This window comes from Kiloniellales bacterium (assembly GCA_030066685.1).
Taxonomy (GTDB): Bacteria; Pseudomonadota; Alphaproteobacteria; order Kiloniellales; family JAKSBE01; genus JAKSBE01.
Window position 1 is genome coordinate 73439 of the sequence record JASJBF010000040.1, and the last position, 24596, is coordinate 98034.

General features: G+C 68.4%; 26 protein-coding genes. 14 read left to right on the forward strand and 12 right to left on the reverse strand.

Annotation, left to right across the window (positions count from 1 at the left end; genetic code table 11):
• Nucleotides 1-42: 42 nt before the first annotated feature.
• From QNJ30_22600 to QNJ30_22610, 3 genes are all read left to right on the forward strand, one after another.
• Nucleotides 43-1386 carry a heterodisulfide reductase-related iron-sulfur binding cluster gene (locus QNJ30_22600; GenBank protein ID MDJ0946250.1) on the forward strand — a complete coding sequence of 448 codons (1344 nt, stop codon included), beginning with the start codon at nucleotides 43-45 and terminating at the stop codon, nucleotides 1384-1386.
• Nucleotides 1387-1421: 35 nt separating this feature from the next.
• Entirely contained in the window at nucleotides 1422-2012 is a 591-nt protein-coding gene (locus tag QNJ30_22605; protein ID MDJ0946251.1) for a DUF3501 family protein, read from the forward strand.
• A gap of 447 nt (nucleotides 2013-2459) precedes the next feature.
• The gene (locus tag QNJ30_22610; GenBank protein MDJ0946252.1) at nucleotides 2460-3473 is read left to right on the forward strand and encodes an AraC family transcriptional regulator; all 1014 of its coding nucleotides are present in this window, start codon (nucleotides 2460-2462) and stop codon (nucleotides 3471-3473) included.
• A 149-nt stretch (nucleotides 3474-3622) separates the two neighbouring features.
• On the opposite strand, the gene QNJ30_22615 is transcribed toward QNJ30_22610, so the two are convergent.
• A complete protein-coding gene (locus tag QNJ30_22615; GenBank protein MDJ0946253.1) occupies nucleotides 3623-4018 on the reverse strand; it encodes a hypothetical protein in 396 nt (131 codons plus the stop codon).
• Nucleotides 3981-4424 carry a response regulator gene (locus QNJ30_22620; protein ID MDJ0946254.1) on the reverse strand — a complete coding sequence of 148 codons (444 nt, stop codon included), beginning with the start codon at nucleotides 4422-4424 and terminating at the stop codon, nucleotides 3981-3983. Before QNJ30_22620 ends, QNJ30_22615 begins: the two co-directional genes overlap by 38 nt.
• A gap of 282 nt (nucleotides 4425-4706) precedes the next feature.
• Here QNJ30_22620 and QNJ30_22625 point away from each other — a divergent pair, with 282 nt between their 5' ends.
• Entirely contained in the window at nucleotides 4707-5741 is a 1035-nt protein-coding gene (locus tag QNJ30_22625) for an AraC family transcriptional regulator (protein MDJ0946255.1), read from the forward strand.
• Between the two features lie 83 nt (nucleotides 5742-5824).
• Here QNJ30_22625 and QNJ30_22630 read toward each other — a convergent pair whose 3' ends face one another.
• Nucleotides 5825-6376: an SH3 domain-containing protein gene (locus QNJ30_22630; protein MDJ0946256.1), complete on the reverse strand. Its 552-nt coding sequence runs from the start codon at nucleotides 6374-6376 to the stop codon at nucleotides 5825-5827.
• 165 nt (nucleotides 6377-6541) lie between these two features.
• On the opposite strand from QNJ30_22630, the gene QNJ30_22635 reads away from it, so the two are divergent.
• Nucleotides 6542-7528, forward strand: coding sequence for a D-glycerate dehydrogenase (locus QNJ30_22635; GenBank protein MDJ0946257.1), 987 nt, complete (start codon nucleotides 6542-6544; stop codon nucleotides 7526-7528).
• 14 nt (nucleotides 7529-7542) lie between these two features.
• Here QNJ30_22635 and secY read toward each other — a convergent pair whose 3' ends face one another.
• Both secY and QNJ30_22645 read right to left on the reverse strand, forming a co-directional pair.
• Entirely contained in the window at nucleotides 7543-8946 is a 1404-nt protein-coding gene (secY, locus tag QNJ30_22640) for a preprotein translocase subunit SecY (GenBank protein MDJ0946258.1), read from the reverse strand.
• 121 nt (nucleotides 8947-9067) lie between these two features.
• Nucleotides 9068-9367, reverse strand: a complete 300-nt coding sequence (locus QNJ30_22645) for a hypothetical protein (GenBank protein ID MDJ0946259.1) — start codon at nucleotides 9365-9367, stop codon at nucleotides 9068-9070.
• A gap of 251 nt (nucleotides 9368-9618) precedes the next feature.
• Between QNJ30_22645 and QNJ30_22650 the strand changes: the two genes are divergently transcribed.
• Nucleotides 9619-10050, forward strand: coding sequence for a response regulator (locus QNJ30_22650; protein ID MDJ0946260.1), 432 nt, complete (start codon nucleotides 9619-9621; stop codon nucleotides 10048-10050).
• A gap of 24 nt (nucleotides 10051-10074) precedes the next feature.
• Here the strand turns inward: QNJ30_22650 and moeB are convergent, their stop codons facing one another.
• The 5 genes from moeB to coaBC are packed head-to-tail and all read right to left on the reverse strand — an operon-like array spanning nucleotide 10075 to nucleotide 14142.
• On the reverse strand, nucleotides 10075-10908 hold the full coding sequence (gene moeB / locus QNJ30_22655) for a molybdopterin-synthase adenylyltransferase MoeB (protein MDJ0946261.1): 834 nt from the start codon (nucleotides 10906-10908) through the stop codon (nucleotides 10075-10077).
• A 50-nt stretch (nucleotides 10909-10958) separates the two neighbouring features.
• A complete protein-coding gene (gene cysK, locus QNJ30_22660) occupies nucleotides 10959-11954 on the reverse strand; it encodes a cysteine synthase A (GenBank protein ID MDJ0946262.1) in 996 nt (331 codons plus the stop codon).
• 41 nt (nucleotides 11955-11995) lie between these two features.
• On the reverse strand, nucleotides 11996-12451 hold the full coding sequence (locus QNJ30_22665; GenBank protein MDJ0946263.1) for an Rrf2 family transcriptional regulator: 456 nt from the start codon (nucleotides 12449-12451) through the stop codon (nucleotides 11996-11998).
• Complete coding sequence (gene dut / locus QNJ30_22670; protein MDJ0946264.1) at nucleotides 12451-12930, reverse strand: dUTP diphosphatase; 480 nt, start codon at nucleotides 12928-12930, stop codon at nucleotides 12451-12453. Before dut ends, QNJ30_22665 begins: the two co-directional genes overlap by 1 nt.
• Before the next feature lie 6 nt (nucleotides 12931-12936).
• A complete protein-coding gene (coaBC, locus tag QNJ30_22675) occupies nucleotides 12937-14142 on the reverse strand; it encodes a bifunctional phosphopantothenoylcysteine decarboxylase/phosphopantothenate--cysteine ligase CoaBC (protein ID MDJ0946265.1) in 1206 nt (401 codons plus the stop codon).
• A 208-nt stretch (nucleotides 14143-14350) separates the two neighbouring features.
• On the opposite strand from coaBC, the gene QNJ30_22680 reads away from it, so the two are divergent.
• Nucleotides 14351-15046 (forward strand): hypothetical protein, encoded by a 696-nt coding sequence (locus QNJ30_22680; protein ID MDJ0946266.1) that lies wholly within the window; start codon nucleotides 14351-14353, stop codon nucleotides 15044-15046.
• A 3-nt stretch (nucleotides 15047-15049) separates the two neighbouring features.
• On the opposite strand, the gene ubiB is transcribed toward QNJ30_22680, so the two are convergent.
• The gene (ubiB, locus tag QNJ30_22685) at nucleotides 15050-16585 is read right to left on the reverse strand and encodes a 2-polyprenylphenol 6-hydroxylase (protein ID MDJ0946267.1); all 1536 of its coding nucleotides are present in this window, start codon (nucleotides 16583-16585) and stop codon (nucleotides 15050-15052) included.
• Nucleotides 16586-16595: 10 nt separating this feature from the next.
• A complete protein-coding gene (locus QNJ30_22690) occupies nucleotides 16596-17375 on the reverse strand; it encodes a class I SAM-dependent methyltransferase (protein MDJ0946268.1) in 780 nt (259 codons plus the stop codon).
• 89 nt (nucleotides 17376-17464) lie between these two features.
• Between QNJ30_22690 and mutM the strand changes: the two genes are divergently transcribed.
• The 7 genes from mutM to recF all read left to right on the forward strand — a co-directional run bounded on the left by mutM (nucleotide 17465) and on the right by recF (nucleotide 24549).
• Entirely contained in the window at nucleotides 17465-18319 is an 855-nt protein-coding gene (mutM, locus tag QNJ30_22695; protein MDJ0946269.1) for a bifunctional DNA-formamidopyrimidine glycosylase/DNA-(apurinic or apyrimidinic site) lyase, read from the forward strand.
• Nucleotides 18320-18332: 13 nt separating this feature from the next.
• Nucleotides 18333-18713, forward strand: coding sequence for a hypothetical protein (locus QNJ30_22700; protein ID MDJ0946270.1), 381 nt, complete (start codon nucleotides 18333-18335; stop codon nucleotides 18711-18713).
• 44 nt (nucleotides 18714-18757) lie between these two features.
• Nucleotides 18758-19534, forward strand: coding sequence for an enoyl-CoA hydratase (locus QNJ30_22705; protein MDJ0946271.1), 777 nt, complete (start codon nucleotides 18758-18760; stop codon nucleotides 19532-19534).
• 117 nt (nucleotides 19535-19651) lie between these two features.
• Complete coding sequence (gene rpsT, locus QNJ30_22710) at nucleotides 19652-19915, forward strand: 30S ribosomal protein S20 (GenBank protein MDJ0946272.1); 264 nt, start codon at nucleotides 19652-19654, stop codon at nucleotides 19913-19915.
• A 583-nt stretch (nucleotides 19916-20498) separates the two neighbouring features.
• Nucleotides 20499-21902 (forward strand): chromosomal replication initiator protein DnaA, encoded by a 1404-nt coding sequence (dnaA, locus tag QNJ30_22715; GenBank protein ID MDJ0946273.1) that lies wholly within the window; start codon nucleotides 20499-20501, stop codon nucleotides 21900-21902.
• A 272-nt stretch (nucleotides 21903-22174) separates the two neighbouring features.
• Nucleotides 22175-23293: a DNA polymerase III subunit beta gene (gene dnaN / locus QNJ30_22720; protein MDJ0946274.1), complete on the forward strand. Its 1119-nt coding sequence runs from the start codon at nucleotides 22175-22177 to the stop codon at nucleotides 23291-23293.
• Between the two features lie 29 nt (nucleotides 23294-23322).
• Nucleotides 23323-24549 (forward strand): DNA replication/repair protein RecF, encoded by a 1227-nt coding sequence (gene recF / locus QNJ30_22725; protein ID MDJ0946275.1) that lies wholly within the window; start codon nucleotides 23323-23325, stop codon nucleotides 24547-24549.
• The last annotated feature ends 47 nt before the right edge of the window (nucleotides 24550-24596 follow it).

Genomic DNA, 24596 nt, shown 5'->3' on the forward strand with positions numbered 1-24596 from the left:
CTCCACCGACCGACCGCTTTCTCAGACACGAGGACGACAGGCATGCGCGAAGGGAGCCTCGAAGCCCCGACCCGCCACCCCATCGACTGGCAGAACCCGGCGTTCACCGATCCCGCGGCCATTGACGCCGAACTGCGCCGCGTCTTCGACGTCTGCCACGGTTGCCGACGCTGCTTCAATCTCTGCGAATCGTTTCCCCGGCTCTTCGACCTGATCGACGAGTCCGAGACCGGCGAGCTGGACAGCGTCGACAGCAAGGACTTCAAGCCGGTCGTAGACGCTTGCACGCTCTGCGACATGTGCTTTATGGCGTACTGTCCCTACGTGCCGCCGCACGAATTCAATCTCGATTTTCCGCACCTGATGCTGCGCTACCGGGTCGCGGAGCAACAGGCCGGCAAGGTGCCCTTCGGCCAGCGCCAGCTCACCAAGACCGACCGCAACGGCAAACTTGCCGCTATGGCGCCGGGCCTGTGCAACTGGGCGGGCGATCGCGAGAACCGCGTGACCCGGCCCTTGCTCGAGAAAGCGGCGGAGGTGCATCGCGACGCTGCGCTACCGAAGTTCCACGGCCGCACCTTCGCTTTGCGGGACAAGAAGGAGCCGCCGACGGTCAACCGCGAGGCGCCGGGCTTCGGGCGCAAGGCGGTGCTCTACGCCACCTGCTTCGTCAACTACAACAATCCGGACATCGGCATGGCCGCTCGGTCGGTCCTCGCCCACAACGGCGTCGAGACCCGGGTCGTCTACCCGCAGTGCTGCGGCATGCCGCAGCTCGAGCAGGGCGACATCGCCAAGGTCGCCGAATCGGCGCGGCGGGTCTCCGAGGAGCTGCTGCGCCACGTCGACGAGGGCTTCGACGTCGTGGCCCTGGTGCCGTCCTGCGCCCTGATGCTGAAGTTCGAGTGGCCTCTGATCCTGCCCCACGAGGTCAACGTGAAGCGCCTGTCCCAGGCGACCTTCGACGTCAGCGAGTACGTCGTGGACATCGCCCGCCGGGAAGGCCTGGCCGACGGCCTCAAGCCCTTGCCGGGCGGGGTAGCGCTGCATTTGGCCTGCCACGCCCGGGCCCAGAACATGGGACCTAAGGCGGCCGAGATGCTGCGGCTGATTCCGGAGGCCGACCTGCAGGTGGTGGAGCGCTGTTCGGGCCACGGCGGCTCCTGGGGGATCATGAAGGACAACTTCGAAGCCGCCCTCAAGGTCGGCCGGACCGCGGCGCGCCAGGCGGGGACCAGCGGCAAGGCCTACGTGGCGTCGGAATGCCCCCTTGCCGGCGATCACATCCTGCAGGGCATCGAGCGCCTCAAGGCCGACAACAAGGTCGAGGTGACCCAGGCCGAACATCCGATCGCGCTCCTGGCCAAGGCCTACGGCTTGGTCTGAAAGGAACCCTCCAGAACCTCGGGAACAAGATGATGATGGCGAACAAGCACGAGATCACCCAAGGCGACATCCTGCCGCCGGAGACCTATGCCGCGGAGCGCAAGGCTCGCCGCGCGCAGATGGTCGAGGTCAAACGGCACCGGCGCATCGAGGTCGGTCCCGTCTGCACCTTCTACTTCGAGAACTACCAGACCATGTGGCACCAAGTCCACGAGATGCTGTTCATCGAGAAGGGCGGCGCGGAGCAGGTCGAAGACGAGCTGCGGGCCTATAACCCCTTGATCCCAAAAGGTAAAGAGCTGGTCGCCACGGTGATGTTCGAGATCGACGATCCGATCCGGCGCAAGGCCTTCCTGTCCCGGCTGGGCGGGGTCGAGGACACCGCCTTCCTGGAGTTCGCCGGCCAGCGCGTCGTCGGCACGCCGGAAGCGGACGTCGACCGTACCTCCGCCGACGGCAAGGCTTCCTCGGTCCAGTTCATCCACTTCGCCCTGACGCCCGAGCAGATCGTCGCCTTCCGCGCCGCCGGTACCCAGGTCGTGATCGGGTTCGAGCACCCGGCCTATGGGCATATGGCGGTGATGCCGGACGCGGTCCGTGAGGCCCTGGCGCAGGATTTCGACTGAGTTTCTATCGGGGCGCGCGGCGCGGAGCCCGCGGGACGGCCGCCTGGATTCTGGTCCCCCGGGACCTGGCCGGTGAGGTCAGGGCTGAAGGTGGCCAGGCGGTCCGGTCGGATCGCAGAATCCAGGCACGACCATCTCTGGTCAGATAGTCGGGTGACGCTTTCGCTTCTTGCAGAAGCGCTTCCCTGGTATTGAAAATAGCCCAGGTGCGGCTGGCCGGGCTTGACCTTTCACGACAGACTATTGACAGAAGGTGCCAGCCAGGGTTGCGATTGGGCGTGAGGAGGGCTCTTCGAGGGCCCTCCGAGACTTGGCGGGACGCCTGGAACGAGCCCGACCTTTCAGCGACTTGCCTGGACCGCCGCCCCCGTTTCGGGCGTGCGCGTCAGCGAAAGGGGTGATAGAAACCGCCGAACGACAAGGGCTCCTAGGTAGGGGAGGCGAAGGGTGTCAAGTCCGGAAACCGGGGTCCGGGCCCCGACGATGACGGGGATCGGGACTTGCATCGCCGCGGCGGGCGGCGACGCCGAGCAGGTCTTCCGCCGTGCCGGGCTGGACCTGGAGGAGATCAAGGACCCTAGCCGCTGGGTCCCTCAGGAGCAGTATCGCCGGGTGCTCGAGCTGGCCAGCGAGGCAACCGGCGACGATTGCTTCGGGCTTCACGTCGGCGCGGCCTTCGACCTGCGGAACTATGGGGTCCTCGGCTATGCCACGCTGAACTGCGCGACGCTCGGAGAGGCAGCGACCAGCCTGGTGCGCTACTTCGGGGTCATGCGCAAGGGTGCCCGCTTCACCTTGAAGGTCGAGGGAGAGACGGCCAGCGTGCGTTTTCATGCGGTCAAGGGATCGCCGGAGATACCGTGTCACGAAGCGGAACTGGCCCTGGCCCGGCTGTGCAAGGGGATCCGCAATCTCGTCGGTCCGGACTGGGCGCCGCGCCGGGTGCACTTCGCCCACCATCGCCAGACCGGGCTCGCCGAGCACGAGAGCTTTTTCGGCGTCGCCCCGCGTTTTGGCATGGAAGCCAACTGCTTGGTCCTCGACCGCGCCGACCTGCAGCGCCGCAACACCGCGGCCGACCAGCGGCTTTATCAGATCCTGAAGCACCGTCTGGAAGCGCTGCTGCCCGATCGGGGCGAAGACGACCTCATCCTGAAGGTGCGCGAGGAAGTCACCGTGGCCCTGGCCGAAGGCGCCGCCCTCAAGGCGGTCGCCGGGCGGCTCGGCCTCGGCGCGCGCACTCTGCAACGACGCCTTCGCGACCGCGGGCTGGCCTACAACGACATCGTCGAGCAGGTGCGACGGGAAGAGTCCTTCCGGCACCTGCGCCAAGACGAACTGCAGATCTCCGAGATCGCCGACCGTCTGGGCTACTCGGAGGTCAGCGCCTTCGATCGTGCCTTCCGGCGCTGGCACGGCACCTCGCCGCTGGCGTTCCGGCAGCAGGCCCGCTGCGGCTGAGCCGGCGGCGCCGACGGCGCTCGGCCGGCGGGACCGGGTGCGGCCGACACCCATCGCGTGGGCCGTCGTCTTGCTCCGAGGCTTTGAATGCGGGCGGGTTCGCCGGGTCGAAGGGGACTGGCAGGCGGTCCCCACCGACCGGTTCGGCGTCAGAACTTCGAGCTGGCGAAGTCGGGCAGGTAGTGCTCGGCGCCCAGGGCCCGGAGTTCGAGGCCCCCGACCACGGCGATCGCGTTGAGCGAGGAGCGCAGCAGAACTCTAGCCTCGTCCAGGAGCGCCGGTTCGAGGTCCTCGGCCTCGCTGCGGAGGTACTCCAGGTGGGCGGTGGCGATCATCAGCTGGACCGCCGCGTCCGCCAGGCACACGGCCGGCAGGGCCGTGACCTCGCTCTCGATCGCGCCGATGCGCTCATCCACGTCCAAGGCCTCGAAGGCGTTAAGCTCGTCCCATTGCCTGTAGAGCCGATTGAGTTCTTCGGCCTTGTCGCGGATCGAGGTAAAGCCGCGCTCAGGCATTTCCTGGCGGTGTTGAATCAGTGTCGCCATTGTTGCCTCCTTGCTGAATTGTCCTCGGGAGCGGTGAACGGAGTTGGCTCTCCAGCGCCGAGACGAGATCGGCCTGCTCCAAGGGCTTGTGAAGGATCTCGACCGACATGCGGCCGTTGGTCTCGACGAGGTGGGTCAGCCACTTGGCGTAGAGGGGGGTGTGCGCCGAGACCAGCAGCAGGTGGGCCGTCGCGCCTTCCTCGCAAAGCCAGGCGGTGATCTCGAAGCCGTCGACCTCGGGCATGACGATCCCGATCAGGATCACGTCCGGCAGATGGCTCCGATAGAGGTCCTGAAACTCGGATTTGGTTCTGGCGGCGAAGACCGCGAAGCCGAGCGAACGAGCGGTGCGCTCGACAGCGCGCAGGAGAACCTGGTCGCCATCCATCATGAGCAGAGTCGGCATCTCGCTGTCCCTCTCAGGTGTTGCCTGGGGCTCCGCTCGGACGAGCGGCCCTTTGAGCCACCGGCGGCGATGGAACCGTTTACATAATGCAGCGCCAGCGCAGCGGTCGGCATTGTCACTGGATTACATATGGCGGGGGGCTTAGGTTTGTTTGACTTCGGATGACAGATTTTTGACAGCCCGTGCCAGAATGCCCGGTGCGGGGTGAGGGGTGCTCCAGGGCCAGGGCCCGGTCGCTGCCGGATGGTCCGGATGCTGGGCGCTCGGCGTGAAGGGTTGGCGATGTCCTTGAACCCGAAGGCGTTCATTCAGGTTGCGGCCATCATTGGGCTGCCGGAGGCCCTGCGCCGCGCCGGCTGCAATCCGGACCAAATCTGCAAGGCGGTCGGCTTGCGGCCGGCCGAGCTTCGGGATCCGGACGCCTCGATTCCTTTGCACGCCTACCTCAACCTGCTCGAGGTCGCGGCCGACCGCAGCGGCGATGATTGCTTCGGCCTGCGCTTTGGCGCCAGCTACGACCCCAGCGACTACGGCGCCCTGGGCTTCGTCGCCCTCAACTCGCCCACCGTCGGGGCCGGTCTGCTGAACGTGGGGCGCTACCTCGGTGTCATGCGCGATCACTGCCGGGTCATGCTTGAAGTCGAGGACAGCATGGCGCGCCTGCGCTACCGGCTTGCGGTCGGCTCGGTCGGTCTGCGCCGGCAGGACGCCGAGATGGCGCTGGGGCGGATCTGCGGTGGAATACGCCTGGTCCTGGGCAGCGACTGGGCACCCAGCGCGGTGCTGTTCGAGCATCCGGCGCCGGCCGACCATCTGCCGCATCGCGAGATCTTCGGCGCCGAGGTTCGCTTCGGGCAGGCCATGAACGCCATGATCTTCGACCAGGAGGTGCTCGAAGCCGAGATTCCGACCGCCGACAGCCGGCTGCTGCGGATCCTGGAGGGCTTCCTGGAAGAGGAGCTGTCGCGGCGCCGTGCCGATCCGGACCTGGTCCAGCGGGTCCGCCGCCAGGTGCTGGATGCCATCGGCACCGGCGTGCCGGGCATCGCCGAGGTTGCCTCGGCGGCCGGGATGAGCATCCGGACCCTGCAGCGCCGCCTCGGCGAACAAGGGCTGACCTACAACAAGCTGGTCGACGACCTGCGCCACGAACTGGCGCTGCAATACCTCGAAGCGCGCGAGGTCAGCATATCGGAGATCGCCTTCCTGCTCGGCTATTCCGAGGCCAGCGCCTTCGACCGCGCGTTTCGCCGGCGCAGCGGCCTCTCGCCGCTGGAGTTCCGCCGCCGGCTCGGCAGTGCCGTGCAGCCGGCCTGAACGGGCAGCGGCAGGCTGCTCTATCTATATGGAACAGATCAAAGTATCTGCGCTCAATTGAATCCAATTGAGCGCAGTTTGATCTAGTCGACCCGCTCGCGGGGATAGACGCCGTAGAATTCGTGGCGCTCGAGCCAACCGCTCAGCCCGTCGATGGAGACTTCGCACCAGCCGCCCTCGCAGGCTTCCAGGCGGGCGATCACCCCCGGCTCGACCCGGGCGATGGGATCGGCGGAGCGCTCCGGCAGCTTCCGGAGGGTCCGGGGCTCGCCGGTCACCATGGCTTTGCGGGCGCCCTGCAGCATGCTCTGGTGGACCCAGCCGATGGTCCCCTCCCAATCGCGGATTCGCCGCCAGGTCTCGTGCTCGTCGATGATCTCGACCGGCAGGTCGCGGCGCCGGTAGACCCAGTCGATGGGATAACGCACGCCCGGACCGGTGCGCAGGTTGACCTCGTTCGCCCGCAGGCTGACGAAGCGGGGCAGCGGCAGGCCGGTGCGGCCCGGACGCTCGGCCTGGCGGGCGGTGTCCGCGGGCGCGGCGTCCCCGGCCGCGGCGTCCTGGGCGTTCGCCGGCGGCACCTGGAGCAGCAGGGCTGCGGCCAGTAAGCAGATCGTCCTGATGTGCCAGGCCATGGTCGTTCTCACCCCTTGCCGCGATGGTTAGACCCGCGGGCGGCTCGCGGTCAAGAATCCTCGTCGTGGCGGGCGCATCTTTCTCCTGCGGCGACGGGCAGGCTGGACAAGGCCAGCGCGCTCCTGATAATGCCAAGCCAATCGGGCGCGCGGTGGAGGGAGCAGATGGCGCAGAACAAGCCGGTCGTCGTGGTGACGCGTCGCCTGCCGGACGTGATCGAGACGCGGATGATGGAGCTCTTCGACGCGCGTCTCAATCTCGAAGACCACGCGATGTCCCAGGCCGAGCTGATCGAGGCGGTCAAGACCGCCGAGGTCCTGGTCCCGACGGTCACCGATCGCATCGACGCCGGGGTCCTGTCCCAGGCCGGCGAGAAGCTGCGCCTGATCGCGTCCTTCGGCACCGGGGTCGACCACATCGACCTCAAGACCGCCCGCCAGCGCGGCATCACGGTCACCAACACGCCCGGCGTCCTGACCGAGGACACGGCCGACATGACCATGGCCCTGATCCTGGCCGTGCCGCGGCGCCTGGCCGAGGGCGAGCGCCTGATCCGCAGCGGCGACTGGACCGGCTGGAGCCCGACCGGGATGCTCGGCCACCGGATCTGGGGCAAGCGCCTGGGCATCGTCGGCATGGGCCGGATCGGCACCGCGGTGGCGCGCCGGGCCCGGGGCTTCGGCCTTTCGATCCACTACCACAACCGGCGCCGGGTCCACGAGGAGCTGGAAGCCGAGCTCGAGGCCACCTACTGGGAGAGCCTCGACCAGATGCTGGCCCGCATGGACATCATCTCGGTGAACTGTCCGCACACCCCGGCGACCTATCACCTGCTTTCGGCGCGCCGCCTCAAGCTGCTGCCGCCCCAGGCCTACATCGTCAACACCAGCCGCGGCGAGGTGATCGACGAGAACGCCCTGGCGCGTATGGTCGAGAAAGGCGAGATCGCAGGTGCGGGGCTCGACGTCTTCGAGCACGAGCCCGCGGTCAACCCCAAGCTGCTGCAGGCCGACAACGTGGTCCTGCTGCCGCACATGGGCTCGGCCACCATCGAGGGCCGGATCGCCATGGGCGAGAAGGTCATCATCAACATCAAGACCTTTGTCGACGGCCACACCCCGCCCGACCGCGTGGTCGAGGCGATGTTCTGAGGAACCGCCGCGGCTCAATCGGTCTCAGCAGCGATGCTGTTGCAGGAATCTTGACGGCGGACAGCGCCGATAGCCGAGGTTCTCTGGCCGGGAGCAATCCGCGCCCCGACGGCACCTGACAAGTCGTCCGGCGGACCGCCCGGCGGCGGGCGGAGACGCATGTGGATCTGGCCAATAGTGTCCAGGATTACCCAGACCATAATCATCAGGTTCGCGCCACTGAAGTAGACGGTCACGCCATATTGGGCAATCAGCAGTTCGGGCAGCAGGCAGACAGCAGCGAGATATGTCGCGGCCAAGAGCGCCAAGCGAGTCTGTAAACGTCCCAGAAATCTGGCAGTGTCGACTCCCGGTCGGATACCGGCAATGAACCGGCCAGAGACCTTCAGGTTCTCCGCGGTGGCTTTCGGATCGAGGGCCTTCGAAGCGCAAAGGAAAGCGAATAACACGATCATCCCGACGTAGATCACCAGGTAGAGCGGCTGGCCGTGGCCGAGCAGGGCGGTGACCTGGGTCAGCCAGTCCGGCCCGCCGCCGCCCGAGAAGCCGGCCACCGTCAGCGGCATCAGCAGCAGCGAGGACGCGAAGATCGGCGGGATCACACCCGCAGAGTTCAGCTTCAGCGGCAGGTGCGGGGGCTCGCCCCCGAACATCTTCGAGCCGACCTGGCGCTTCGGATACTGCACGATCACCCGGCGCTGGGCCCGCTCCATGAACACGATGAAGGCGATCACGGCCACCGCCATGATCAGGAGGCCGATGATGATCCCCGCCCCCAGAGCCCCCGTGCGGCCCAGCTCCAGGGTCGTCGCCAGGGCCGAGGGCAGGTGGACCGCGAGCCCGGAGAAGAGGATCAGCCCAATGCCACAGCCAATCCCACGCCGAGAAATCTGGTCGGCCAGCCACGTAGTGAAGAGCGTGCCGGCGGTAAGCGTGAGAATGGTGGTTAGGCGAAATGCGACCCCTGGGTGGCGGACAAGGGAAGTGCTGGCATTGCCTGGAATGTGTTGCTCGAGCACTACGGCCAGAAAATAGGCCAGAAGGGCCGACAATAGGACGGTCAGATAGCGGGTGTACTGGTAGAGCCGCCTCCGTCCGACCTCGCCGTCCTTCTCCAAAGCAGCGAGCACAGGCCAAACGGCGGCCGCTAGCAACATGAGGGCGCTGGCAGCCAGGTAGGGAAGGACGCTGAAGGCAAAGATCGAGATCCGCCCGAAGCCGCTGCCGGTGAGCGCGTTGAATAGCCTTGGCAGGCCCGAGGGGCCTGGAGTGCAGAACTCGACGATCAGCCCCGGGATGCTGCAGGAAAAGAGGTGTCCTCCGGGCTCGATCCCTGGAATCGGCACATGGGTGCCGATCCGATAGACCAGCAATGCGCCCAAGGTAAACCAGATGCGCTTGCTCAGATCGCCGCCCATGAAGAAGACCTGTGGGCGGCAACCATTTTTTGCAAGCCGCTGAGCTGCAGTCCGAAGCCGCGTGTTGCGGGCCTGCCAGAAGGCCGTTGCTTGCCAGCCGACGCGGGATGATGCTCGTGTCTCACCAGCGCCGGTCCGGCGTGCCGCCGTACCAGCCGGAGCGCAGCTCCTCGGCGATCAGCTTGCGCCACTCCCCGAGCCATTCGAGCTCCTCAAGGAAGGTCATGAGCCTGAGGCAGGTGGCCACCGGCGGCGGCACCGGCGTCGCGCCGGCGGCCCAGCGGCGCACGGTGCGCGGGTTGACTCCGAGCTCGCGCGACAGGGCCGACTGCCAGCGCCCGGCGCCGTAGAGGCGCGCACCGCGGGCCCAGAGCTCGTCGCGGGTCATGGGCCGGGCGGCGGTTTCCGCGTCGCGGGTCAAGACGGGCTCTCCAGGGCGGTCGAAAAGGCTCTCCGCCCATCAATGACATCAGGACGTTAAGGAATGCCTAGGGCGAATCGCCCTAGGGAAAGGCCCCGTCGACGCCTAAATTTCTCGCATTTACAGATCGTTAGCGGGTCGGCCCCTAGGCTTGCAGTGTTAACCGGACGGCATCCCCGTCGTGTATTCCAACGGCGGCTTTGCGACCCGAACGATCAGCGCAGGCTGCTGCAGCGGAAAGGAGGTTGACGATGTTCCCGAGAGGTTCCCCGCGCCCCCGTTTCTGGCCGATCCGGGCCCTGGTCGTCGACGACAAGCGGCCGACCCGCAACCTGCTGCGCGACCGCCTGAAGGCCCTGGGCATCGTCGACGTCTGGGAGGCCGACGACGGCAAGACGGCTCTCGCGATCCTGCGCGACTTCAACTGCGGCGATCCCGACGTGGTGATCTGCGATCTCGAGATGGCGGAGCTCGACGGCCTACGGTTCTGCGACTCGGTGCGGCGGGACCGGACTCTGTCCTGCCGGGAGGTGCCGATCCTGCTGCTGACCCGGGACGCGGACGGCGAGGTCTACCATCGGGCCCTGCAGCGCGGCGCCACTGAGGTGCTGCCCCGCAGCGCGGCCGCCCAGGACCTGGCCCTGCACCTTGAGAAGATCGTCGGGATCGAAGCCCCGGCCTGAGCCGCGGCCGGCCGCGCAGCCGGGCTACTGCGCGGCGCAGACCGCCGCTTCGTCGTAGTCCATCGACTCCAGGTCGCGGATCGTCGCTTGGGGGCCGCAGAGCGGGCAGGCCGGGTCGGCCTTGACCCGGACGCTGCGGAAGGCGGCCGCCAGGCCCTCGTAGAGCAGCAGGCGGCCAGACAGGCTCTCGCCGATCCCCACCAGCTCCTTGATCACCTCGGTTGCCTGCAGGGCCCCCAGGGTGCCCGGCAGGGCGCCCAGCACCCCGACGTCGGCGCAGCTCTCCTTGGGGTTGGGCGGCTGTTCCCCGAAGACGCAGCGGTAGCAGGGATGGGCTTCCGGCGCCGCGGCATCGCGCAGGTGCGCCTTGAAGGTCGAGATCTGGCCGTCGAAGCGCATGATCGCTGCCGAGACCAGGGTCTTGCCGGCCAGGTAGCAGGCGTCGTGGACCAGGTAACGGGTCGCGAAGTTGTCCGAGCCGTCGGCGACCAAGTCGTAGCCGGCGACCAGCTCGGCGGCGTTGCCGCGGCCGATCCGGGTCCGGTGCGGCACCACCGTCACCTCGGGATTGATCTCGGCCAGGCGCTTGACCGCGCTCTCGACCTTGGCCAGGCCGGTGTCCGCCGTGGCGTGCAGGATCTGGCGCTGCAGGTTGGAGAGGTCGACCGCGTCGTCGTCGACCACCCCCAGGGTGCCGACCCCGGCGGCGGCCAGGTAGAGCAGCAGAGGCGAGCCCAGGCCGCCGGCGCCAATCACCAGGACCTTGGACTCCAGCAGCCGGGCCTGGCCCTCCTCGCCGATCTCCGGCAGCACCAGGTGCCGGGCGTAGCGGTCGATCTGGTCGTCGGTGAAATCCATGGCTCTCACGTCTCCTGCGGATTCAATTCTGCGCCAAGCCGGCTGCGGTTTTACAGACCCTCGAAGAGCTGGGTGGTCAGGTAGCGCTCGGCGAAGGAGGGCAGAATGGTCACGATCAGCTTGCCCTTCATCTCCGGCCGGGCGCCCAGCTCCAGGGCCGCGGCCAGGGCGGCGCCGGAGGAGATGCCGACCGCCAGGCCCTCCAGGCGGGCGGCCTCCCGGGCCAGGGTGAAGGCCGTGTTGTTGCCGATCCGGATGACCTCGTCGATCAGCGCGCAGTCCAGGATCTCTGGTAGAAAGCCGGCGCCGATGCCCTGGATCTTGTGCGCGCCCGGCGCGCCGCCGGAGAGCACCGGGCTGTCCTCTGGCTCCACGGCGACCATCTTCAGGCCCGGCTTGCGCGGCTTGAGGACCTGGCCGACCCCGGTCAGGGTGCCCCCGGTGCCGACCCCGGAGACCACCACGTCGACCCGGCCGCCGCTGTCGCGCCAGATCTCCTCGGCGGTGGTCCGGCGGTGGACCGCCGGGTTGGCGGGGTTGGCGAACTGCTGCGGCATGACCGCGCAGGGGATCTCGGCCAGCAGTTCTTCGGCCTTGGCCAGGGCGCCGCGCATGCCCTGGCCGCCGTCGGTCAGGACCAGCTCGGCGCCGAGCAGGCGCAGCATCTTCTGACGCTCGACCGACATGGTCTCGGGCATGGTCAGGATCAGGCGGTAGCCCTTGGCGGCGCAGACAAAGGCCAGGGCGATGCCGGTGTTGCCGCTGGTCGGCTCGACGATCGCGTTGCCCGGCTCGAGCCGCCCGCGGGCCTCCAGGTCCTCGATCATGGCCAGGCCGATCCGGTCCTTGACCGAGGACGCCGGGTTGAAGAACTCGCACTTGCCGACCAGTTCGGCCTCGACGCCGTGGGCCGCGGCCAGCTTGCCGAGGCGGACCAGCGGGGTCGCGCCGATGGTATCCAGGATCGAGTCGTAGATCCGGCCGCGGAACTCGCCGCTTTTGGCCTCGGGCTGGGTGGTCGCCGCCTTTGCCCTGTCTGCACTCACCTTCGCCACTCCCTCTGCCACTGGCCGAGGCGCCGCTGCGCCTAGATGCTGAAGTCCGGGATCTCTGCGGCCTCGCGGCGGATTCCGCTCTCGTGGGCGCGGTTGCAGAGCTCCTCGACGGTCATGGCGTCGAAGCGGGCCATCATCTCCTCCTGGATCTCGGCCCAGATCGGCCGCACGACCTTGAGGCCGATGGCCGAGCCCTCGTTCTCCTCGATCGGGTCGGGCGCGCCTTCCAGCTCGCGGACCACCCGGATGATCTCACCGACCGTGATCCGGCGGCGCTCCCGCGCCAGGCGATAGCCGCCGCGCGGCCCGCGCTGGCCGGCCAGGATCTCCTTGTGCACCAGGTGCTGCAGGACCTGCTCCAGGTAGCGCCGCGGGATCTTCTGCCGCTCCGAGATCTCGTTGGAGCGCACCGGGCTGGGGCCGGCGTGGTAGGCGACGTCGACCACCGCCTCGATCGCGAAGAGCAGCTTCTTCGACAGGCGCAGCATCAGCGCTCGCCGCTCTTCGCCGCCGCGGTCTCGACGCCGGTCGAGCCGAAGCCGCCGATGCCCCGCTGGCTCTCGCTCAGCTCGGCGACTTCGTCCCAGGCAACCTGGACCACCGGCGCGACGATCATCTGGGCGATCCGCATGCCGCGGTCGATCGCGAAGGATTCCTGGCCCAGGTTGATCAGGATCACGCCGATCTCGCCGCGGTAGTCGGCGTCGATCGTGCCCGGCGTGTTCAGCAGGGTGATGCCGTGGCGCAGGGCCAGGCCGGAGCGCGGCCGGACCTGGGCCTCGGTCCCCGGCGGCAGGGCGATGGCGATGCCGGTAGGGATCAGCCGGCGCTCGCCCGGTGCCAGGACCACCGCGTCCTCAACCGCGGCGACCAAGTCGACGCCCGCGCTGTCCGGCGTGGCGTAGTGCGGCAGGGGCAGGTCGGCGCCGTGCGGCAGCCGCTTCACCTGCACGGCGAGGTGGCCCATGGCGGCTCAGGCCTCCCCGCCGAACCAGGCGGCGATGCGCTGGCCCAGGCGCTCGGCGACCAGCTCCTTGGACAGGCGCGGCCAGTCCTCAACGCGCTCGGCGTCGATCAGGTGCACGCGGTTCTCGGCCCCTCCGAAGGTGCCGCTGTCCGGCGAGACGTCGTTGGCCAGGATCCAGTCGCAGCCCTTCCTGGCGCGCTTGGCCTTGGCGTGGGCGATGACCTTCTCGGTCTCGGCGGCGAAGCCGATCACCAGCTGCGGGCGCCGGTTGCCGGCCTCGGAGAGGGTCGCGAGGATGTCGGGGTTTTCGGTCAGCTTGAGGGTCGGCGGCGCCTTGCTGTTCTTCTTGGTCTTCTGGTTGCCGGCCTTGGCCGGGCGCCAGTCGGAGACGGCGGCCGCGCAGACCGCGACGTCCACCGGCAGGGCGGCCTGGCAGGCGGCCAGCATCTGCGCGGCCGATTCGACCCGGGTGACCGCCACCCCCGGCGGATCGGGCAGGGCCGTCGGGCCGGAGACCAGTGTGGTCTCGGCGCCCAGGCGGGCCAGGGCGGTCGCGATGGCGTGGCCCTGGCGTCCGGAGGAGCGGTTGGCGATGTAGCGCACCGGATCGATGGCCTCGTGGGTCGGGCCGGAGGTCACCAGCGCCCGGCGGCCCGACAGGGGCGCGGCAGCGGCGAAGAAGGCCTCGATGGCGGCCAGGATCTCATCCGGCTCGGCCATGCGGCCCGGGCCATACTCGCCGCAGGCCATGTCGCCCTCGTTGGGGCCGACCAGGTGCAGGCCGCGCGCCGCGAGGGTCGCGACGTTCTCCTGTGTCGCCGGGTGCAGCCACATGCGAACGTTCATCGCCGGCGCCGCCAGGACCGACTTGTCGGTCGCCAGGAGGACGGTCGAGGCCAGGTCGTCGGCCCGGCCCGTCGCCATCTTGGCCAGCAGGTCGGCGCTGGCCGGCGCCACCACCAGCAGGTCGGCGTCGCGCGACAGCTGGATGTGGCCCATCTCGGCCTCGTCGGTCAGGGAGAAGAGCTCCTGGTAGACCTTGTCGCCGGTCAGCGCCGCGACCGACAGCGGGGTCACGAACTCCGCCCCGCCGCGGCTCAGGACCGCGCGCACCGCCGCGCCGCGCTCCCGCAGGCGGCGGATCAGCTCCAGGCTCTTGTAGGCGGCGATGCCGCCCGAGATGACCAGGAGTATGCGTTTGCCCTTAAGCATGGAGGTGAAATCACCAAATTCACGCGCCTTGACTGTGGTTCAAAATTAGGGACCGCGCTCGGGCCTGGCAAGCGGCGAGCCTTCCTGGCCCGCTGATCGTCGAAGCCCACGATCTCATGGTTGAGGAGTCCCTGCGCTTGACAACCAGACAAGCGTCCGGAATCAATAAGAACAAAAAAGGAACGAAGAGACACCACGGAAGGGCATCATGCAACTGGACTGGGTCATCCAAGACAAGGTCGTCGACGGCCGCACCGTGACGCCGGCAGAGACGGCGGGCCGACGTGTCCTGGATCCCAAGGAACCCGAATCGATCGCCTTGCTCGAGAAACACCGTGAAGAGATGCGGAAGTACTGGCCCCTCCCTGGCCCTATGCCGACCATGCCACCTGTGCAGCGCGGTGGTTGGTCCTTCATCGACGCCCTTCTGGGTGCGGACCATCGGAGGCGGCTAGAATATGAGAAGAAGCTGAGAGCCTGGCGGAACTACCTGGCGGAAGCCGAGCGCTACCACCTTCCCTTGCAGCAAGTCTTGCCCTCCTTTCTTGCAGAGGATCCGCCCTATGTCGTTCAGGAGGCTGCCCCCGACCGGCGGGACGCCCTGGCGGGCTATGTCGGCAACGGAGGCTGCTACGACTTCGATGCCTGGTACCTTCACGACGATTACAATGCCGTCACCGAACACGCCGCGTCCGAGATGAAGCTTCAGTACAGCAGCGAGCTCGGCCTCGACCGCTTGCCGAAGGAGATGCTGGATCTGGCCAACGATATGTCCTGGTCGCTGGCCCACTACTTGAAGAATGTGCCAGACAAGGACCAAGACAGCATCGACATGATCCGCGCTGTGATCCCCTGGCTGCGCTTCTGGGGCCGCGCGGGGCACGGCTTCGTCTCGGAGCACTGAAGCTCAGTCGAGCAGCAGCACCAGCAGCAGGGCGGCGACCGCGGCCCAGAGGGCGCCGATGTGCCAGGCCGTGCCGCGGCTCCGACCGTCCAGCGCCTTGGCCGAGTCCGGGTGCAGGCGCAGGCCGCCCTCGGCCAGGTCTTCGGAGACGCTGTCCAGGTTCTTGATCAGGGCCGGCAGGCGCTCGGCGACCTGGAGCAGGCCCTGAGTGGTGTCGCGCAGCCGCGCCTCCGGGCCGCGGTTCTCGACCACCCACTGCTCGATCAGCGGCTGCGCCAGGGTCCAGATGTTGAGCTCCGGCATCAGCCGGCGGCTGATGCCCTCGGCCATGACCATGTTCTTCTGCAGCAGCAGGAGCTGCGGCTGCACCTCCAAGGCGAAGCGCTCGCTGAGGCGGAAGAGCTGGCCGAGCAGGCGGGCGAAGGAGATCTCGTTCAGCGGCCGCCCGAAGATCGGCTCGCAGACCGCGCGCAGCGCCTGGGCGAAGCCGTCCAGCGACTGGCTTTCCGGCAGGAAGCCGACCTCGACCTGGACCTCGGCCAGGCGCCGGTAGTCGCGGGCCAAGAGCGCGATCATCATGTCGGCCAGGTAGCTGCGGGTCTTCATGTCGAGCCGGCCCATGATGCCGAAGTCGACCGCCCCGATGTTGCCGCGGGCGTCGACGAACATGTTGCCGGGGTGCTGGTCGCCGTGGAACAGGCCGTCGCGGAAAACCTGGAGGAAGAAGATGGTCGCGGCCTTGCGCAGCACCTCCTGCAGGTCGTGGCCGGCGGCGGCCAGGGCCTCGCGGTCGTCGATCGGGATGCCCGAAAGCCGGCCCAGGGTCAGGACCCGGCGCGAGCTCCGCTGCCAGTCGACCGCGGGCAGGCGGTAGTCGGGATCGCCGGCGAAGTTCTGCGCCAGCTCCGAGGCGGCCGCCGCCTCCATGCGCAGGTCCATCTCCAGCAGGGTCTGCTCGGCGAAAAGCCGCACCGCCTGCACCGGCTTGAGGCGGCGCAGGGCCGGCTGGGTGGTCTCCACGACCTCGGCCAGGCCCCAGAGCAGGTCCAGGTCGCGCTTGAAGGCGGCCTCGACCCCGGGGCGCAGGACCTTGACTGCGACCTCCTCGCCGTCGCTGGTCACCGCCATGTGGACCTGGGCGATCGAGGCGGCGGAGACCGGCGCCTCCTCGAAGCTCTGGAAGAGTTTCTCCAGCGGCGCGCCCAACTCCTCGGCGACGATGGCCTTGGCTTTGCCGCCGGGAAAGGGCTTGAGGCGGTCCTGCAGGTCGGAAAGGTCGGCGGCGACTTGCTCGCCCAGGAGGTCCGAGCGGGTCGAGAGGAACTGGCCCAGCTTGATGAAGGCGGGGCCGAGCTCGGTCAGGGCCCGTGCCAGCTTCTGCCCCGGCCTGCCCTCGGCCCGGCGCCGCGACAGCATGCGCGCCAGGGTCACCGGCAGCGGCGCGATGCCCAGCTCCTCCAGCGGCGCGAGCGCGTCGTGGCGGGCCAGGGTCCGGGCGATCGAGAGCAGCCGGAAAGGGGCGCCCAGTCGTGTCAGCATCGGGCCGGTCCTAGAGCCGCCAGGCGGAATGCAGGGCGGCGATGCCGCCGGAGAGGTTGCGGACCTTGACCTGGTCCAGGCCGGCGGCCGCGATCCGCGCGGCCAGCTCGTCCTGCGCCGGGAAGCGCCGGATGCTCTCGACCAGGTAGCGGTAGGACTCGGCGTCGCCGGCGACGATCTCGCCCAGCCAGGGCAGGACGGTGAAGGAATAGCGGTCGTAGAGCTCGGCCAGGACCGGCAGCACGACCCGGGAGAACTCGAGGCAGATAAAGCGGCCGCCCGGCTTGAGCACGCGCCGCGCCTCGGCCAGGGCCTCGTCGATGTCGGTGACGTTGCGCAGGCCGAAGGCGATGGTCACCGCATCGTAGCCCTGCGTCGCGAAGGGCAGGTCCTCGGCATCGCCGCAGACCCAGTCGATGCCCGACAGCCGGCCCCGGTCCAGCGCGCGGTCGCGCCCGACCGCAATCATGCCGGGCGTCAGATCGCAGACCGCGAGGCGGCCCGGTGCCGCCGGGCTCAAGCGGTCGAGAATCCGAAAGGCGATGTCGCCGGTGCCGCCCGCCAGGTCGAGGAAGGCCTGTCCCGGTCGCGGCATCAGCCAGTCGATCATCGCGGTCTTCCAAAGCCGGTGAATGCCGCCCGACATCAGGTCGTTCATCAGGTCGTAGCGCGAAGCGACGGAGGTGAAGACGCCGCGCACCAGCGGTGCCTTCTCGTCCTCAGGCACCTCGCGGTAGCCGAAGGATGTCTTGCGTTCTTGGTCCGGGTGATCGGATTTGGGCTCTGGCATCTGGGATCGGGCTCGCTTCGGCGGCACCATAGCGCGCGCCCTCCGGGCGCGCTACTCTGCGCCCGACACAAGATCGGACCTTTCCAAGAATGCCCGAGCTCCCAGAAGTCGAGACCGTCTGCCGCGGGCTGCGGCCCAAGCTCGAGGGCCGCCGGCTGACGCGGGTGCTGCAGCGCCGGCCCGACCTGCGCTTCCCGCTGCCGGAGGCCTTCGTCGAGCGCCTCGAAGGCCGGCGGGTGTCGCGCATCGACCGCCGGGCCAAGTACATCCTCATGCATCTCGACAGCGACGAGGTCCTGCTCTGCCATCTCGGCATGTCGGGGCGTATGGTTCTGATGAACGGCGAGACGCGGCCGCTCGACGCGCACGACCACGTCGTCTTCTTCACCGACGACGGCGGCGAGATCCGCTTCAACGACGCGCGCCGCTTCGGGATCATGGACCTGGTCGCGCCGGAGGACCTGGAGCGCCATCGGCTCCTGAAGGACCTGGGCCCCGAGCCGCTGTCGAATGCCTTCAACGGTCCCGAGCTTGCGGCGCGTCTGAAGGGACGGCGCTCGTCGATCAAGGCGGCCCTGCTCGACCAGAAGGTCGTCGCCGGCCTGGGCAACATCTACGTCTCCGAAGCCCTGTTCTTCGCCGGGATCTCGCCGCGCCGCCAGGCCTACACGGTTCAGGGCGCCCGGGCCGAGCGCCTGGCCGCGGCGGTCCGCCGGGTCCTGGAGGCGGCCATCGCCGCCGGCGGTTCCTCGCTCAGGGACTATGTCCAGGCCGATGGCGAGCTCGGCTACTTCCAACACCACTGGGCGGTCTACGGCCGGGAGGGCGCGCCCTGTCCCGGCTGCGATTGCGGCGCGGTTGAGGACGCGTCCGGCAAGCGGGGGATCCGGCGCATCGTGCAGTCCAACCGCGCCACCTTCTATTGCCCCGGCCGGCAGCGCTAGGTAAGGAAGGGGCATGAAGCCCACTCCCCGCGTCCTGAGTCTTCTGGCCTTGCTGTGCCTGCTGCTGCCCGCGCTTTCGCCCGGCCAGGCGGCGACGCAGGAGCCCGGCCGCTACTTCACCGAGCTGCCGGACCTGCCGCTGATGCCGGGCATGGCGGAGATGCCCGAGGCCGGCGTCAGCTTCGACAAGCCGGAAGGCCGGATCGTCGAGGTCTACGCCCAGGGTGCGGGCACGGCGGACGAGGTGCTGCGCTTCTACCGGCGCGCCCTGCCGCAACTCGGCTGGGAGGTTGCGGGACCCAAGCGCTTCCGCCGCGAGGGCGAGGTCCTTGACCTCGAGGTCGAGACCGCCGGCGGTTTCGTCACCTTGCGCTGCGCCTTGCACCCGGAATAGCCGGATCCGCCGCGCCGCCCTTTGATCCTTCTCTGGAGAACAGCATGTCCTACGAGAACATCCTGGTCGAGAAACGCGACGCCGTCGGCCTGATCACCCTCAACCGGCCGCAGGCGCGGAACGCGCTCTGCGCCGCCCTGATCGACGAACTCGAGCAGGCAATCGACGACCTCGAGGCCGACGAGGCCATCGGCGCCATCGTGGTGACCGGCTCCGAGAAGGCCTTCGCCGCCGGCGCCGACATCAAGGAGATGCTCGATAAGACCTACATGGAGGTCTACAAGGGCGACTTCATCACCAAGGGCTGGGAGCGCCTGTCCAAGGCCCGCAAGCCGACCATCGCGGCGGTGGCCGGCTACGCCCTGGGGGGCGGCTGCGAGATCGCCATGATGTGCGACATGATCATCGCCGCCGAGAGCGCCAAGTTTGGCCAGCCGGAGATCACCATCGGCACCATCCCGGGCTCCGGCGGGACCCAGCGCCTGACCCGCTTCGTCGGCAAGGCCAAGGCCATGGACCTCTGCCTGACCGGCCGAATGATGGACGCCGAGGAGGCGGAGCGGGCCGGACTGGTCGCCCGGATAGTGCCGGCGGAGACGCTGCTCGACGAGGCCCTGGCCGTGGCTGAGCGCATCGCTTCGCTGTCTCGTCCGGTGGTGATGATGGCCAAGGAGGCGGTCAACCGGGCCTACGAGACCACCCTGGCCGAGGGCATTCTCTTCGAGCGGCGGCTGTTTCACTCCACCTTTGCGATCGAGGACCGCAAGGAGGGCATGACGGCTTTCGCCGAGAAACGTCCGCCCAAATGGTCGCAGAATTGAGTCCGGAGGGGTCCCGGGCCCGAGCTCCGGGGTGCTTGACGGGTCCCCGGGCCGGGTCTATAACGCCGGCCGCTTCCCGCGCGGAAGATTTCCAGATCTGACAGGTTCCAGAGCCCTATGGCGCATCATAAATCGGCAAAGAAGCGGATCCGCCGCAACGACCGCAGGGCCGCGATCAATCGCGCCCGCATCAGCCGCATCCGCACCCACGTCAAGAATGTCGAGTTGGCGGTCGCCAGCGGCGACAAGGAGGCGGCGCGCGCCGCCCTGCATGCGGCCCAGCCCGAACTGCATCGCGGCGTGACCAAAGGCGTACTTCACAAGAACACGGTGGCGCGAAAGCTGTCGCGACTTTCGGCACGGGTGAAGGCGCTGGCCTAGGCGCAACGCGCGCCGGTTTCCGTCCATTTTTGGATCCTCCTGCTCGTGCACTTGACCGGCGCGATCGGTTTTGCTTTGCCGGAGTTCAGCCCGGATCGGCGGGTCGATTCCGGGGCCGCGACGAAAAAAACATTCCGTTCGCTTTTCGGTCCCGTTGCCAGCATCCGGCGCCAAAGGTACATTAACTACGCTGTTCCAGTGGGGGCGAACGGCAAATAATGGGTCCGGCTCCAAAAGTAATAGAGGGATCGTCGGAGGGGCGCGCGATAGTCATTAGATCGCGCGGGAGCTTATTGGCCTTAATGAAGTAGGCAAATTAGTAGTGTCAAAACTCGGCGCGGGAAGATTCGGGACTTCCTTTTTTTGCGCTGTAAGAAAAAACATAAGCGAAACGACGACAGGGGGAGCAGCGGCGTGCATTGCACCGATCTGGAAACGGGGATCCAGAAAGCTGCCCCGGGAGTCTTTCTCGGAGTTGACCATTTGCTGTGGACGATCCGCGCGAAGATGGGCGCGGAGGAGGGGTCGGCCTGTGCCTTGGCGCGGTGTCGGATCGCAGCAGATGCCGCCGTGGGGTAACGAAATGACCCAGAGTGACGGGGTACCTGAGTTGCAGGAAGCGTGGGCGCGTGTCCGGGGCCGGTTGCGCGCCGATGTCGGGGAATCCGCCTACCGAAGCTGGCTGAAGCCGCTGACCTTGATGTCCTCCAAGAATGGCGTCGTGCGTATGGCCGTGCCGACGCGCTTCATGCGCGACTGGGTGACGGGAAACTACGCGGACCGCATCCGGGCGCTGTGGTGCAGCGAGGACCGGCGGGTGAAGACCGTCGAGATCGTGGTCCGCCCGGCGGAGCGGCCGAGTCCGAAGCGCGCCACGGAGGAGGCGGCACCGGCGGCCAAGGTCGCGCCGCGTCCGAGCGACGCCGGCCTCTACGCCAGCGCGCCGGAGGCCGCGCCGCGGGAGATCTCGGCGCCGCTCGATCCGCGCTTCACCTTCGAGAACTTCGTGGTCGGCAAGCCCAACGAACTCGCCTATGCCGCGGCGCGACGGGTCGCCGAGGCCGAGATCGTGCCCTTCAATCCTCTGTTCCTCTACGGCGGCGTCGGCCTGGGCAAGACCCACCTGATGAACGCCATCGCCTGGCACATCACCAAATCGCGGCCCGAGCGGCGGATCATCTACCTTTCTGCCGAGAAGTTCATGTACCAGTTCGTCCGCGCCCTGCGCACCAAGGACACCATGGCCTTCAAGGAGCAGTTCCGCTCGGTCGACGTGCTGATGATCGACGACGTGCAGTTCATCGGCGGACGCGAGGCCACCCAGGAGGAGTTCTTCCACACCTTCAACGCCCTGGTCGACCGCAACCGTCAGGTCGTGATCTCGGCGGACAAGAGTCCCTCGGACCTGGAAGGCGTGGAGGAGCGGATGCGCTCGCGTCTCGGCTGGGGCCTGGTCGCGGACATCCACCCGACGACCTACGAGCTGCGCCTCGGGATCCTGCAGTCCAAGGCCGAGCAGCTGGGCGCCGGGATTCCCGGCAAGGTCCTGGAGTTCCTGGCCCACAAGATTCCCTCCAACGTGCGCGAGCTCGAAGGCGCGCTGAACCGCATCGTCGCCCACGCGACCCTGGTCGGCCGGCCGGTGACCCTGGAGGCGACCCAGGAGGTGCTGCACGACCTGCTGCGCGCCAACGACCGCCGGGTGACCATCGACGAGATCCAGAAGCGGGTCGCCGAGCACTACAACATCCGCCTGGCCGACATGCATTCGGCGCGCCGGGCCCGCGCCGTGGCCCGCCCGCGGCAGGTCGCGATGTATCTCGCCAAGCAGCTGACCTCCCGCTCGCTGCCCGAGATCGGCCGCAAGTTCGGCGGCCGGGACCACACCACGGTGATGCACGCGGTGCGCAAGGTCGAGGAGCTGAAGACCATCGATTCCAGCTTCGCCGACGATGTCGAGCTGCTCCGCCGGATGCTCGAAAGCTAGGCCCGCCAGAGGGCCGCTCCGGGGCCGGATTTGCAGGCCGAGTCAAGGCTTTGAAAGCACCTTGCGAAGGCGGGCTAAACCGCCATTAAAGCTACCTTTTCCGGGCACGGGCGGGTATACTTTGCGACCTGTCCGAAGGGGTCCGATTCGGGAGCCCTCGGGGGCGGGTCGCGGTCCGGATCCGGGGCCGAAATCTCCACTCGCAGGGGTAGGGCTGCGTGGACCGCGCAAGGGCAAAATCACGCTGAATTTGGGCATTTTTCCAGGGCATCATGAAGCTGACCATTGAACGCGCCGCGCTGCTCAGGTCTTTGGGCCATGTGCAGAGTGTCGTCGAGCGCCGCAACACCATTCCGATACTGGCCAACGTCCTGATCGAGGCGGAGGCCGGCAAGCTCCGGCTGACCGCGACGGACATGGACCTCAACATCGTCGACGAAGTGGCGGCCGAGATCGGCGACGCCGGTGCGACCACGGCCCCCGCGCACACGCTCTACGACATCGTCCGCAAGCTGCCGGACGGCGCCCAGGTCGAGCTTTCGACCGGTGGCGACAGCGGCCGCATGGTGCTGCGCTCGGGCCGTTCGGAGTTTACGCTGTCGACACTGCCGAAGGAGGACTTCCCGGCCATGGGCAGCGGCGACCTGCCGCAGAGCTTCCAGCTCAAGGCCAGCGCGCTGCGCGACATCATCGACCGGACCCGCTTCGCGATCTCGACCGAGGAGACCCGCTACTACCTCAACGGGATCTATCTCCACGCCGCGGAGGCCGATGGCACCGAGGTCCTGCGCGCGGTGGCGACCGACGGACACCGTCTGGCGCGCTTCCAGATGCCGCTTCCAGAGGGCGCAGCCGCCATGCCCGCCGCGATCATTCCGCGCAAGACGGTCAACGAGGTGCGCAAGCTGATCGACGAGACCGAGGATCCCGTCACGGTCTCGCTCTCCGACACCCGGATCGAGTTCGCCTTCGACGCGACCTTGCTGACCTCCAAGCTGATCGACGGCACCTTCCCCGACTATCAGAGGGTGATTCCGTCGGGCAACGACAAGATGATGGAGGTCCGCTGCAAGGACTTCGCCGAGGCGGTGGACCGGGTCTCGACGATCTCCAGCGAGAAGAGCCGGGCGGTGAAGCTCTCCGTGCACGGTGGCAGCTTGACCCTCTCGGCCAACAGCCCGGAGAACGGCACCGCAGTCGAGGAGCTGGAGATCGACTACGGCGGCCAGGAGCTGGAGATCGGATTCAACTCGCGCTACCTGCTGGACATCGCCCAGCAGATCGAAGGCGAGGGCGCCCAGTTTGCGATGGCCGACGCCTCCTCGCCCACCATCGTGCGCGATGCGGCCGACGGCGACGCGCTCTACGTGCTCATGCCGATGCGGGTTTGAGCGGCGCCGCCATCGGACCAGCGAACTTGGTGAGCCCGGCCACAGCGAGCGATGGAGCCTGGAGCGGCTCGGCGGAAGCGCCGGCCGAGACGCCGTCCGTCTGGCTCGCACGCGTCCGGCTCAGCAGCTTTCGCAGCTACGCGGAGGCGGAGCTCGAGACCGACGGCCGCCCGGTCGTCCTGACCGGGGCCAACGGCGCCGGCAAGACCAACCTTCTGGAGGCGATCTCCTACCTGGTGCCGGGCCGCGGGCTGCGGGGCGCCCGGCTGTCGGAGGTCGACCGCCGGCTCCCCGAGGCCGAGGCCGTGGGAGGGAAGGGCGCGGGTCATTCCTCTGGTCCTTGGGCCGTCGCTGCCGAAGTGATGACACCTGAGGGGCCGCGCCAGCTCGGCACCGGGCGGGATCCGGCTGCAAGCGGGCGGGAGCGCCGCCTGGTCAAGGTCGACGGCAGCCTGGTCTCCAGCCAGCAGGCTTTGGGTGACGTCCTGGGCGCGGTCTGGCTGACGCCGCAGATGGACCGTCTCTTCCTTGAGGGCGCCCCGGGGCGCCGGCGGTTCCTCGACCGTCTGGTGCTGACCTTCGATCCCGCCCATGCCGGGCGGATCACCGCCTACGAGCAGGCCCTGCGCGAGCGGGCGCGGATCCTGCGCGGCGACAACGGCCCCGCCGACCCGGACTGGCTGACCGCCCTGGAGGAGACCATGGCCGAGCGCGGGATCGCGATCGCGGCCGCCCGCCGGGACCTGGTCGGGCGCCTGGCCGCGGCCTGCGCCGAGGCCGAGGGCGCCTTTCCCAAGGCCGGACTGGGCCTGGCCGGCGACCTCGAGTCCTGGTTGGCGGAGGCGCCGGCCCTGGAGGCCGAGGACCGCTTCAAGGCCGCCCTGGCGGCCGGCCGCCGCCAGGACGCCGAGACCGGCGGCGCCGCCCTCGGGCCGCACCGAAGCGACCTCGCGGTCCGCCACCTGGCGCGCCGGATGCCGGCGGCGCAGTGCTCGACCGGCGAGCAGAAGGCCCTGCTGATCTCGATCATCCTGGCCCACGCGCGCCTGGTGACGCTGCAGCGGGGCCAGGCGCCGCTGCTTCTGCTGGACGAGATCGTCGCCCACCTGGATGCCGAGCGGCGGGCGGCGCTGTTCGAGGCGCTGCTGTCCCTGGGCGCCCAGGCCTGGTTGACCGGCACGGACGGCGGCCTCTTCGAAGACCTCGGCACCGCGGCGCTCTTCGTGACCGTCCGGGACTCCCGTCTGACGCGCTAGCGCGTCGGCGACGCCGCTCCGCATTGGCAAGAAACAGCGTGATGCAC

Bases quoted from the DNA above. Each gene is read 5' to 3' on its own strand.
- QNJ30_22600 (MDJ0946250.1), top strand. From the start codon at position 43: ATGCGCGAAGGGAGCCTCGAAGCCCCGACCCGCCACCCCATCGACTGG.
- QNJ30_22605 (MDJ0946251.1), top strand. From the start codon at position 1,422: ATGGCGAACAAGCACGAGATCACCCAAGGCGACATCCTGCCGCCGGAG.
- QNJ30_22615 (MDJ0946253.1), bottom strand. From the start codon at position 4,018: ATGGCGACACTGATTCAACACCGCCAGGAAATGCCTGAGCGCGGCTTT.
- QNJ30_22620 (MDJ0946254.1), bottom strand. From the start codon at position 4,424: ATGCCGACTCTGCTCATGATGGATGGCGACCAGGTTCTCCTGCGCGCT.
- QNJ30_22625 (MDJ0946255.1), top strand. From the start codon at position 4,707: ATGTCCTTGAACCCGAAGGCGTTCATTCAGGTTGCGGCCATCATTGGG.
- QNJ30_22630 (MDJ0946256.1), bottom strand. From the start codon at position 6,376: ATGGCCTGGCACATCAGGACGATCTGCTTACTGGCCGCAGCCCTGCTG.
- QNJ30_22635 (MDJ0946257.1), top strand. From the start codon at position 6,542: ATGGCGCAGAACAAGCCGGTCGTCGTGGTGACGCGTCGCCTGCCGGAC.
- secY (MDJ0946258.1), bottom strand. From the start codon at position 8,946: ATGGGCGGCGATCTGAGCAAGCGCATCTGGTTTACCTTGGGCGCATTG.
- QNJ30_22650 (MDJ0946260.1), top strand. From the start codon at position 9,619: ATGTTCCCGAGAGGTTCCCCGCGCCCCCGTTTCTGGCCGATCCGGGCC.
- moeB (MDJ0946261.1), bottom strand. From the start codon at position 10,908: ATGGATTTCACCGACGACCAGATCGACCGCTACGCCCGGCACCTGGTG.
- QNJ30_22665 (MDJ0946263.1), bottom strand. From the start codon at position 12,451: ATGCTGCGCCTGTCGAAGAAGCTGCTCTTCGCGATCGAGGCGGTGGTC.
- dut (MDJ0946264.1), bottom strand. From the start codon at position 12,930: ATGGGCCACCTCGCCGTGCAGGTGAAGCGGCTGCCGCACGGCGCCGAC.
- coaBC (MDJ0946265.1), bottom strand. From the start codon at position 14,142: ATGCTTAAGGGCAAACGCATACTCCTGGTCATCTCGGGCGGCATCGCC.
- QNJ30_22680 (MDJ0946266.1), top strand. From the start codon at position 14,351: ATGCAACTGGACTGGGTCATCCAAGACAAGGTCGTCGACGGCCGCACC.
- ubiB (MDJ0946267.1), bottom strand. From the start codon at position 16,585: ATGCTGACACGACTGGGCGCCCCTTTCCGGCTGCTCTCGATCGCCCGG.
- QNJ30_22690 (MDJ0946268.1), bottom strand. From the start codon at position 17,375: ATGCCAGAGCCCAAATCCGATCACCCGGACCAAGAACGCAAGACATCC.
- mutM (MDJ0946269.1), top strand. From the start codon at position 17,465: ATGCCCGAGCTCCCAGAAGTCGAGACCGTCTGCCGCGGGCTGCGGCCC.
- QNJ30_22700 (MDJ0946270.1), top strand. From the start codon at position 18,333: ATGAAGCCCACTCCCCGCGTCCTGAGTCTTCTGGCCTTGCTGTGCCTG.
- QNJ30_22705 (MDJ0946271.1), top strand. From the start codon at position 18,758: ATGTCCTACGAGAACATCCTGGTCGAGAAACGCGACGCCGTCGGCCTG.
- rpsT (MDJ0946272.1), top strand. From the start codon at position 19,652: ATGGCGCATCATAAATCGGCAAAGAAGCGGATCCGCCGCAACGACCGC.
- dnaA (MDJ0946273.1), top strand. From the start codon at position 20,499: ATGACCCAGAGTGACGGGGTACCTGAGTTGCAGGAAGCGTGGGCGCGT.
- dnaN (MDJ0946274.1), top strand. From the start codon at position 22,175: ATGAAGCTGACCATTGAACGCGCCGCGCTGCTCAGGTCTTTGGGCCAT.